Origin of the sequence: Coleofasciculus sp. F4-SAH-05, from assembly GCF_040222985.1 — a bacterium.
In the GTDB taxonomy this organism is placed as follows: domain Bacteria; phylum Cyanobacteriota; class Cyanobacteriia; order Cyanobacteriales; family Coleofasciculaceae; genus Coleofasciculus; species Coleofasciculus chthonoplastes.
Genome location: NZ_JAVKBY010000208.1, coordinates 1 through 10687, shown reverse-complemented (window position 1 = coordinate 10687; position 10687 = coordinate 1). Strand labels below are relative to the sequence as shown.

8 protein-coding genes are annotated in these 10687 nt (G+C 45.6%); 3 read left to right on the top strand and 5 right to left on the bottom strand.

The window, feature by feature from the left end; genetic code table 11:
* Positions 1 to 296 precede the first annotated feature (296 nt).
* Positions 297 to 452 (bottom strand): hypothetical protein, encoded by a 156-nt coding sequence (locus tag RIG27_RS25180; RefSeq protein WP_446349768.1) that lies wholly within the window; start codon positions 450 to 452, stop codon positions 297 to 299.
* 25 nt (positions 453 to 477) lie between these two features.
* Here RIG27_RS25180 and RIG27_RS25175 point away from each other — a divergent pair, with 25 nt between their 5' ends.
* Positions 478 to 1410: a M28 family peptidase gene (locus RIG27_RS25175; RefSeq protein WP_446349766.1), complete on the top strand. Its 933-nt coding sequence runs from the start codon at positions 478 to 480 to the stop codon at positions 1408 to 1410.
* Between the two features lie 6 nt (positions 1411 to 1416).
* On the opposite strand, the gene RIG27_RS25170 is transcribed toward RIG27_RS25175, so the two are convergent.
* Positions 1417 to 2271, bottom strand: coding sequence for a hypothetical protein (locus RIG27_RS25170; RefSeq protein WP_446349764.1), 855 nt, complete (start codon positions 2269 to 2271; stop codon positions 1417 to 1419).
* A gap of 446 nt (positions 2272 to 2717) precedes the next feature.
* Complete coding sequence (locus RIG27_RS25165) at positions 2718 to 3623, bottom strand: DNA adenine methylase (protein ID WP_446349762.1); 906 nt, start codon at positions 3621 to 3623, stop codon at positions 2718 to 2720.
* A gap of 360 nt (positions 3624 to 3983) precedes the next feature.
* Between RIG27_RS25165 and RIG27_RS25160 the strand changes: the two genes are divergently transcribed.
* On the top strand, positions 3984 to 5339 hold the full coding sequence (locus RIG27_RS25160; protein ID WP_446349760.1) for a DUF3370 domain-containing protein: 1356 nt from the start codon (positions 3984 to 3986) through the stop codon (positions 5337 to 5339).
* A gap of 287 nt (positions 5340 to 5626) precedes the next feature.
* Here the strand turns inward: RIG27_RS25160 and RIG27_RS25155 are convergent, their stop codons facing one another.
* Positions 5627 to 7729 carry a DNA polymerase III subunit gamma/tau gene (locus tag RIG27_RS25155; protein WP_446349758.1) on the bottom strand — a complete coding sequence of 701 codons (2103 nt, stop codon included), beginning with the start codon at positions 7727 to 7729 and terminating at the stop codon, positions 5627 to 5629.
* 366 nt (positions 7730 to 8095) lie between these two features.
* Here RIG27_RS25155 and rnhA point away from each other — a divergent pair, with 366 nt between their 5' ends.
* On the top strand, positions 8096 to 9004 hold the full coding sequence (gene rnhA / locus RIG27_RS25150) for a ribonuclease HI (RefSeq protein ID WP_446349756.1): 909 nt from the start codon (positions 8096 to 8098) through the stop codon (positions 9002 to 9004).
* Between the two features lie 214 nt (positions 9005 to 9218).
* On the opposite strand, the gene cruG is transcribed toward rnhA, so the two are convergent.
* Positions 9219 to 10391: a 2'-O-glycosyltransferase CruG gene (gene cruG, locus RIG27_RS25145; RefSeq protein WP_446349754.1), complete on the bottom strand. Its 1173-nt coding sequence runs from the start codon at positions 10389 to 10391 to the stop codon at positions 9219 to 9221.
* Between the last annotated feature and the right edge of the window lie 296 nt (positions 10392 to 10687).

Genomic DNA, 10687 nt, shown 5'->3' with positions numbered 1-10687 from the left:
GGAGATGAGGGAAGTTGTGTAGGGGCGGGTTTCACTACTGGACTGACCCAGCTAAAATAAGACTTTGTTTGTAGTGAGAACTTTAGTTCTCTAACGCCTAGCTGGAGAGGGCTAAAGCCCTCACTACGTACCCAATCTATTGCACCATTTTAGTTGGGTCACGCCACTACTGGCGTGGCACACCTTATTTGGTGGATTAGAATTGTAGGGGCGCAAGGCTTGCGCCCGGTTTAAACGTCAAATCTATTCCACAATTTTAGCTGTGTCAGTCCACTACTATCGTTTGAAATGGTGCGTTACGCTTCGCTAACGCACCCTACACCCGCCGCGACTTGACCAATGACAAATGACCAATGACAAATGACCAATGACTCAACTATCGAGTGGAAAATTCCTCTACTGAATCGCTCCGGAGCCATCCGACTCGCTATACTGAGTCTAATCCTTGTCATCGTCCTACTTGGCGCGTGGTTCCTGATGATCCGAATGCCTGGAGAAAGTTATAACGGTGAACTCCCACCTCTAACTCAAAACGAAATAGCCTTGCAAACTGCGCTTCAGCAAGATGTAGAAAAATTGGCGGGTGAAATTGGGCGACGCAACTATTTATACTATGACGGTTTAATCGCGGCGACAAATTTTTTGGAGCAGCATTTATCAGAATCCGGCTATCAAGTCAAGCGACAAGGATACGAAATAGACAATCAAACCTACTACAATCTTGAAGTCGAAATTATTGGCACTGAAAAACCTCAGGAAATCGTTGTCGTTGGCGGTCATTACGATTCAGTTTATACCAGTCCAGCCGCGAATGATAACGGTACAGGCGCTGCCGCAACCTTAGAACTAGCGCGTTTATTTGCGGGAAAAAAGCCAGATAGAACCCTGCGGTTTGTAGAATTTGTGAATGAAGAACCGCCCTTTTTTCAGACGGCTCAGATGGGGAGTTTCGTCTATGCTAAACAATGCCGCGATCGCAATGAGAATATTGTGGCGATGCTGAGTTTAGAAACCATGGGTTATTATTCCAATAAAATTGGTTCTCAGCAATATCCGTTTCCCTTAGACCAGATTTATCCCTTACAAGGAAATTTTATCGCGTTTGTCAGTAATTTGGGGTCAATAAAACTCGTTCACAACGTCATTGAATCCTTCCGCCGCCATGCCAAATTCCCCTCTGAGGGCGCGACGTTACCTAATCTAATTCCCGGTGTGGGTTGGTCAGATCAGTGGGCATTTTGGCAGCAAGGTTATCCCGGTGTTATGGTAACAGATACAGCACCCTTTCGCTATCCTTACTATCATACTGACGAAGATACACCCGATAAAGTAGACTATGAACGATTAGCGCGAGTTGTTGCTGGATTGGAGCAAGTTATTGCTGAGTTAGCGGGAAATAAAGTTAAATAACAAAATTCAGGGGTTATCGCAGACAAACTCAGGGAGGCGTCTTTGAATCCCACTCCATTCTCTGGCTAGATTCGTTTCCCCCGGACGAATCTTGCGTCCATTAAGTTCAGGATGACGGGCATAGAAAACGGCATCAGCAACTTCATTTGGATTATAATTAACCACATCATATCCATTAGATTCTGGCGGTTGTTCACAGTCTCGTGGCGTCCACCTAATTTTATCCGCGATCGCACGACGAATGGCGACCCATTCTTGCTGTAATTGAGTTTGTGAGGGTTCAAGCTTCTCCCCTTGCATTTGAGGGTAAAGGCGATAGAAGAAAAAATCTGTCCAAGCGTTAACGGCGGAGGTGGGTGCTTCGGCTAAGAGTCTTCTGCATTCATAAAGCCTTTGTTGAAAATCAATATCGGATTGAATGTTCTCTAAAGAGACCTTTTGAAAGTTGTTTAGATCAAAGTTAATGTTCTCATAAAATTCCCACGTTTCCCGGAGAGAGCCAATAATTGGTTTGGCTGACTTAGCATCAGTGATAGATCTACCGTTTACTGTTCCTCGAAAGCAATAACTAAGGTCAGTTCGATACTTATAGCGAAAGCCAACTATTCCGTTGCCCCTTTTTTCCAAAACAAGATACCATTTATTCGGATCAGTCGTACTGGAGATTTCTCGGAAAAGATGAAAGCCGCTTGGTAATGCTTCAAGATTGACTCCTCTTCTTGATTGAGCAGACAGATAGCCTCCAGACTGAGTTACCCTAGCTTGAGGCTGGAAACCTTGGCTACTCGATTTGGCGGGCGCGATCGCAGTAGTCAGACTCAGGACAATCAGAGAAATTTGGGTGATTGCGCGGGTGTTCATGTTTCAGCACCCCGATTACTGGACAACAATTGTACTTATACCTTATATCCTATATTCTACTAGGACTTTTCTCAAGTTAAAGCTAACTTGGCTAAGTAACGACATTATTTCTGTTTAATTGTTCAAGAATTTTGATTTTAATTTATCGAATCTGTAAACGCATTTAAAAAATACGAAAATACTTCAGATGTACTTGAAAAACCTCGATATTGTTGAAGGCTCAGGGGGATCGGATTCTCTTGCTCCCCTCTTGCTCCCCTCTTGCTCCCCTCTTGCTCCCCTCTCCCAAGCTTGGGAGAGGGGCTGGGGGTGAGGGCTGGCTTGGGAGAGGGGCTGGCTTGGGAGAGGGGCTGGGGGTGAGGGGTTGAGCTTAAGTTGACACGGGCGCACGTCAGTGCGCCCCTACAATGCTAATCTACCAAATTAGGTGTGCCACACCGCTACATTTAATAATTCCTGATTAACAATTCATTAATCTGTCCTCGCCTAGTTGATTTACTATTAATAGTGCGTTGTGCCTTTACTCGTTTTATAGGGTATCCTGCATAAGCACTGTCAAAAAACTCATCTGTCGAATCTTCATTTTTGGGGTCAGAGTTACTCAAAATTAACTTAGCACCCTTGTGATCCAGGACTCGAAAAAAATCGCGTAATCTTAACTGTGACGAATCATCAAATATCTCTTGCGAATAAGATGTAAAATTTGCCGTTTTGTTTAGAGGTCTGTAGGGAGGATCAAAATAAACCAAAGAGCGATTATCAACAAAAGCTTCAGAGGCGGTAAAATCTCCATAATAAATCTGAGTGTTTTGCAAAATTTGAGCTACTGCTCTCAGATTTTCTGGATGACAAATTTGTGGATTATTATATCGACCGATTGGAACATTAAATTCTCCTTTGGAATTAACTCGGAACAATCCATTAAAACAGGTACGGTTGAGAAAAATTAGGTGAGCGGTTCTCTCAACCCAGTCTGGGTAATAGGTATGAAAGTCTATTTGTTGACGCTGTAGATTGAATTGAGAGCGGATTTGATAGAAATATTGCTTTCGTTCATCGGCATCGAAAGATAAAAATTTTTCTTGAAGCTTTAATAGAAGTTCAATCAAGTCTTCTACATTTTTCTGGATCGTCTTATATGCTAGAATTAGTTCAGGATTAATATCACAAATAAAAAATTCTTCGATATTGCCCAACTGGGCAATATATAGAAATACTGCCCCACCACCGACAAAGGGTTCAATATATCGATTAATTTTCCCCTGATTTAACTCTTCAGGCAAATTTTTATCAATTTCTTTAATGAGTTGGCTTTTCCCACCTGCCCATTTTAAAAATGGTTTGGCTTGCATGGAATTTTTCATTAACTAGAGAGATGCCCTATGAATCTTATATAATAATGATACCTGTCTTATTGTATACCAAAGCTCTAAATAATGAAAGTAATATTATGCCAAAATTTCCTACTTCCAATAAACAGTTATGTCAAGGTTTGAGGAGGGCGACCCGATCCAATTGAGCAGATTGGAATTGTCCATTTATGCAGCGGGTCGCCCCTACATGCCTCTATTAGCGACTTTTGCACAGTCCTGAAGGATGAATCTGTATTGATCGCCAAGCGCTATAGTCGGCTATATGGCGATTCTCAAAGTAATGAGGTAAACTTATTTTCTTTGTTCCCCATTCCCTAAATTTTAAACCTTGATTCTTACATGTTTGCATTTTTGCCCATTTTTCCCCTCGCCCAAGCTACACCTACACCCCCAGTGGAGATTGTCCAACCGCAAGACGTGCGTCCGTTACCGGGGCAACTGGATCAAGTTCCGGTTTTCAATAGTAATAGTCCGGAACTTGTCCAAACTGAGGGAATTTTACTGTCCACATTTCCTGGAAACAACAAAGCCACTCCTAGCGCCCACTTAAACTTTCCCTTTCAGGGACGTTTTGATATCTTTGCCCATCATGTTGCTAAAGCGCCAACACCTGATGATTTACGGACGCTATATTTGGGACTACTTGTGCATAATCCGGGTGAAGAATCGGTCACGGTTGATATTTTGCAAGCGGCTAGTTACTTAAGTCAACCTGATGCACCGTTTATCCAGTTACCCTCTCAAGTTGAGAATCCCCAAGGTACAGTATATGCAGGTCCCGGTAGTCGAGTGATGAGTGATATTTTGAGAGGATATCGCCAAGCCGACTTTCCGCCGCAAGTGGTGATTCCGCCTCAAGAAAGCCGCCTGTTACTCAATTTACCGATTCCGGTTAAATTATTAGAACCGCCAATTAATGGGCGTTCCACGTTAATGCGGTTACGCAGTGATGGACAAGTGTATCTAGCCAGTCTCGCCCGTTATGCAGCCACCGATGAGGCGGGAAATGAACGCGCCCCCACCCTGGTAGAATGGCAGCAGTTATTGGATACAGGAGAATTAGCTAAACCCCGCGATCGCGCCCCGACTCCACCAGACTCAACAACAGGTAAAATCATCTATGGTCGGGTTGCAGGTGTGGCTCAAGGATCACAGTGGCAAACTCAGTTAACTGATAGTCCGAGTTCCCAGGTTTTGACGATTCCTGAACCAGGAGAAGCCTTTTCTTATGGATTGAGTACCTTACCTGGGGGGCGCTTAAGTACTGATCAAAGTCAGAGTGCGAGGATGCTGGTACGTTATCCTGATACTGCCTATTTTGCCCATGGAAACTATGGAGTGCAATATAGTTTAACCTTACCGTTGGTGAATCCAACTCAGGAGACAAAAACAGTTACCGTATCCCTACAAACGCCTCTAAAACAAGAGCAAATTCAGCAGGGATTACGCTTTCTGGAACCACCAGCGCCCCAAGTCTTTTTCCGAGGAACGGTGCGATTACGGTATAACGATGATGCCAGATTACCTCGAACCGGGTATTGGCATTTAGTCCAACAGCGAGGACAAGAAGGGGAACCCTTAGTGACACTGAAAATGCCACCATCAAGTCAAAGATTAGTGCAATTCGATTTTTTGTATCCACCAGATGCAACGCCACCGCAAGTTTTGACAGTGGAAACGTTGGGCGTTAAGTAGGGGGGATCGTCATTTGTCATTTGTCATTTGTCATTTGTCATTTGTCATTTGTCATTCGTAATAGTTTGAGGAATAATTACAGAACTTGAATATGAATGTCGCTGACTTAAGTTGGTTTCGTCGTAGGCACGAAGCGTGCCATTTTACTTAAGTAGGTTGGTGGAAATAAACTTAACTAGATTAAGTTATGTAAACAAGTCTCAAATCCTTACTGTTCCCCGTTCCCTGTTCCCTGTTCCCTGTTCCCTGTTCCCTAATCTCCACCGCTAACTTTAATGTCCACCTACTTAAAAGGCAATATCGCCATCATCATCGTATTCCAATGTATCCGATCTCTGTAAACTTTGATTTGAGTTATTAGTCGCTTTTCCTGGCGTTGGTTGATTTTGGATGGGTGCTGAACCTGTATCATTAAACGACTGAGATTGAAGCGAAGATATTGTTTGTTTTGTTTCCTCAGCAGATGAACTCGCCTCCAATTCCGGTATATTCAATTCGTCATCTAGATTAATAACATTACCATTAAAAAATTTCTCTAGCGTGGTTATGGCATCTTTAATTTTTTCCTCATCCCAGTCTCCGGTATCTATAGATGCTGATACCGAAGATTGGGGTAGGGAAACTGGTATATTTTCCTCCGCACGATTAGACGGAGTTCCATTCTGCTGAACTATGTGACGTTCCGGTTGCGGAATCACTGTTCCTTGATCATTTCTATCATCCTGATCCTCTTCATCTTCTACATTTGACGGCAACTTAGACGGCGAAGGCGTAACCACCTCCCGATTCGTCGCCGTTGATTTAGCCGATGTAGTCCCTAAGATTTTAAACATGACTTTGATATCTTTCTGATAGACAGATTCAAAGGCAGCTTGAATATTTGGCAGTTTCTTTTGTGCCAGATCTAACAAAGGTTTAGTACTGATCCCTATCTGCGCCACTGTTCCATCAAAACTAGATAAATGACAATGCTGACGCAATAATTCTTTGGCACTATAGGGTCGCACATTGTCAATAATCTGTTGCCAAATTTGTTCTGTATTCGCCGATTGTTCAGAAACGGGAACGGCAGGAACTGTCCCATTATTGGAAGATGGGGGAGGTGAGGGTGATGATGTTACTGGGGGGGGTGATTGAGTCTCTGGGGTTGAGGAAATGGGTGTCGTGGTTGGGGTTTGATTCGCCGCAGCCGGGGGTGAGGAGGCAGGTTGAGTACGATGTTGAGGTTCTGGCGGCTGAGTCGTTCTGGGTTGACTAACCTGTTGCGATCGCGCCGGAGTCGCCGCAGGTTCAACCCGCAGGGCGTCAGGTAATAAGCCTAACAGGGTGACTTCTAACCAGAGGCGCGGTTGGGTTGTGTTTTTAACTTGTACCTCACTGCTTTTTAGATGTTGCTGTCCCCGTAAAATATCAGCCGTATCCATCGATTGAGCCAACTCGCCTAACTGTTTCCAGGTTGGTGGTGTGACAGCCACTAAATCTTGACGACTGGGTGCGGTTTTAGCAATCAGTAAATCCCGATAAAATCCAGCTAAATTTTGCAATACAACTAACGGTTCTCGCCCCCGATCCATTAAATTGCGGCAACAGTCGAGAACGGCTTGAGCATGATTATCCTTAATCGCTTGGCTCAGTTCCAATAAGTCTCGTTCCGGTACTGCCCCAACTAAATCCCAGATACATTCAACCGTTATTTCTCCAGCTAACAAGCTGAGTTGATCCAGCAGACTTTCGGCATCTCGTAATCCCCCTTGCGCCACTTGTGCGACTAAGGTAATCGCATCGGTTGTAATATTAATGGTTTCTTGGGTGGCAATATGTTGAAGATGCTTGACCATTGCCGCTAAGGGAATGCGGCGAAAATCAAACCGTTGACAGCGAGAAATAATCGTAGGTAAAACTCGTTGGGGATCGGTGGTGGCTAAGACAAAAACAACATGGTTGGGGGGTTCTTCTAGGGTTTTGAGTAATGCATTGAACGCCGCACTACTGAGCATGTGACACTCATCCACCACATACACCTTGTAGCGACATTGAACTGGAGCAAACTGGGCGCGTTCGATGATTTCCCGAATATTATCAACACCCGTATTACTCGCCGCGTCAATTTCCGTGATATCCAGGGCGGTTCCTTTCGCGATCGTGCGGCAAACGTCACAAGTACCGCAAGGCTGAGGCGTTGGTTTATCGGTAGTCAGACAGTTAAGGGATTTGGCTAAAATCCGTGCTGACGAGGTTTTTCCCGTACCTCTGGGACCACAGAACAAATAAGCCGGGGCAACTTTCTCTTGACGAATAGCATTCGTGAGCGTTTGCGCGATCGCTTCTTGACCAACCAAATCGGCAAACGTCTGAGGGCGATATTTGTGATGGAGGGGTTCGTAACTCACGCAGCTTTAAGATGTAAGGGAGCAAAGGAAGATAGGGAAGATGGGGAAGATGGCGCGTCTAAGAAAGGGGTGAGATGAACAATTGTACTACCTATTCTTGTCACTTGAGATCGTAGCTTAAAACCATGTCCTTGAGCGAGGTGAAAGATCAGTAGGGGCGGGTTTAGTTAAGGTAGTGGTTTGATCCGGAACGTTATGGGTAAAACCCGCCCCTACACAGTCATACGGACTTGATCTCCCTCTGCTCCCAGACGCGCCATGGCACGTCTCTACATGGCTCCCCCTGCTTCCCCTTAACCACCTGTTGTGCTGATGGGGTAGGAACTCTGCTACAACCAGTTAGGAGTTTACTTATAAACCAAAACAATGCCTGTAACTCGTCAAATCAAAAGTGTTTATACCGATGGAGCCTGTAGTGGCAATCCAGGACCCGGTGGCTGGGGTACGGTTGTGTATTTTACCGATGGTTCTGTGCATGAAATAGGGGGGGCTACGGCAAAAACCACCAATAACCGTATGGAACTCTTAGCCGCGATTGAAGCCCTGATCCTGGTTCAGGGATCTGGACAAACTCAGCCGATTACCCTCTATACCGATAGTGAATACGTCAGGAACGGCATTACCAAATGGATTAAGGGCTGGAAAAAGAAAGGCTGGAAAACCTCTCAGGGAAAAGCCGTTTTAAATCAAGATTTATGGGAAAAACTCGATGCGGTCAATTCTCCCCTAGTCACTTGGCAGTATGTACGGGGACACAGTGGCAACCAAGGCAACGAGCGTTGTGATCAAATTGCCAATGCCTTTGCCAACGGTAAATCTCCTACATTAACACAAGTCCTAGAAGAAGTGAATCATTCCACCTCTCCCACTTTACCCCAGAAGACACCCGTAACAGGGGTATCAGATGAAAAGACCACTTTTGATGTAGTTTACAAAGATGTACCATCGAGCCTTCCTACATCAGAAACACCCATGATAGAAATACCGGATTCACCAAACAATTCCAATGACGAGTTACCCCGCGAAATTAGAGTTGCCCAACTGGGAAACTTAATCGAGACCCTACGCATTGCTGATGAAATCGCCAGTGAGGGCTATTTGATTAGTAGTTCTGAACTAGCTGATTTAATGGATATCAATGCCAGTGCAGTTACCAGTCGGGGTGATCATTGGCCCTGGCGCAACTGGATTGTCTCGCGAGTGCGGCGTGAAGGCAACCAGATTCTCTGGCAATTAGAACGAGTAGACCAAGTTAAGTCTGGTGATGAAGAGTGATTAGGGATTGGGGAAGTGTTGAGTGTGTAGGGGCGGGTTTGGGGACTTTCGTGTCAACTTAAGCTCAACCCCTCACCCCCAGCCCCTCTCCCACGCTGGGGAGAGGGGATGGGGGTGAGGGCAGTTCCCCTTCTCTCATGAAACAAAAGCGAAGCATCCTCATCTGCCTTGTCTTCTCTGCCCCTCTGCCCTTCTGCACCCCCATTTCCCATCTCTAACTGCCATAAATCCGCCCCCGCCACTGTTTTGGTCTTTGCCTAGCTGACAAGAAAATCCGCAGCACAGCTAAGGGATCAGCCAGAGGTGAAAGCCAAAATAGCCAAGAGGCGGGGGATGAGGATGGAGTGAAATCATAAGAACGGGCGATCGCACCCACTAATGCCCAGCGCATCACCAATAACCCTAGATTTAACCCTAGGACAGTAAGGTGGACGGGTGAACAGATGCCCAGGCTCAAACTCACCAAAACTGCGATAGAAACAGGTAGAGGCAATGCCTGGGTAATTAGCAGCAGCCAGACATCACTCCAGAGTTGACCGAAACTGGACGCATCCTTTAAATCGAGCGATCGCCCCCATTCTTGCCAAGTCGCCCAAGCCCCTTCATACATCCGGACTTTCAGTACATTTGCACCATCCAAAAACCCCACCTTGAATCCCTGGGTAGCGGCATACCGGGCTAAGGTGACATCATCACAAAAAGAATTCTTGGCACTGCTATACCCATCCAGTTGGCTGAGAACCTGTCGGCGACACAAAAAACACTGCCCATTTGCCATCACCCGTTCGGCGGAATTACTGGTGATCCCAGTCGGACCAAATCGATAGACTAACGTCATCAACAGCGCAGGTTGTAGCCACCATTCTCCGGGATAGTGAAGAATAAATCGCGGTGACAGAGATACCAGGTCAAACCCTAAAGTTTCAGCAATATCAATTAACCCCGCCACTAATCCCGGTTGCGGTTGCGTATCTGCATCAATGCCCAAAATCCACTGACTATCGGGGCAACTGTTCAAATAGCCCTGATGCAACGCCCAAGGGCGTCCCACCCAATCCGGTGGCAATGGGTCATCGGTCATCAGCCGAAATCGCGGATCTTTGATTTGGGCATCTTTGACTAACTCCCGTGTACCATCGGTAGAGTGACTATCCACCACAATAATTTCGCGTACTTCGTAACTCTGCTGACTTAATCCCATCAGACAAGGATTAAGGCGTTCTCGTTCATTGAGAGTCGGAACCACAACACTAACCGCCCCCACCTGATCGGGGGTAGGGGATTTGGCTTCTACGGGAGGACGACGTCCTGGACCTTTCAGCAGGCGTGAAAGCAGGATTAAAGTAGCAGGTATTTGGATCAGTAATAGGATTAGGGCAATTATCATTCTAAGCGGGCATGGGGAGTTATCAGTTATCAGTTATCGGGAGCAGGGGAAGATGGGGCAGCTGGGGGAAATTGTGTAGGGGCTCACTTTCACTACTATCGTTTGAAATGGTGCGTTACGCTGCGCTAACGCACCCTACACCCGCCCCGACTTTACGTAGGACAAATGACAAATGACAAATGACAAATGACAAATGACAAATGACAAATGACAAATGACAAATGACAAATGACAAATGACAAATGACAAATGACAAATGACAAATGACAAATGACAAATGACAAATGACAAATGAC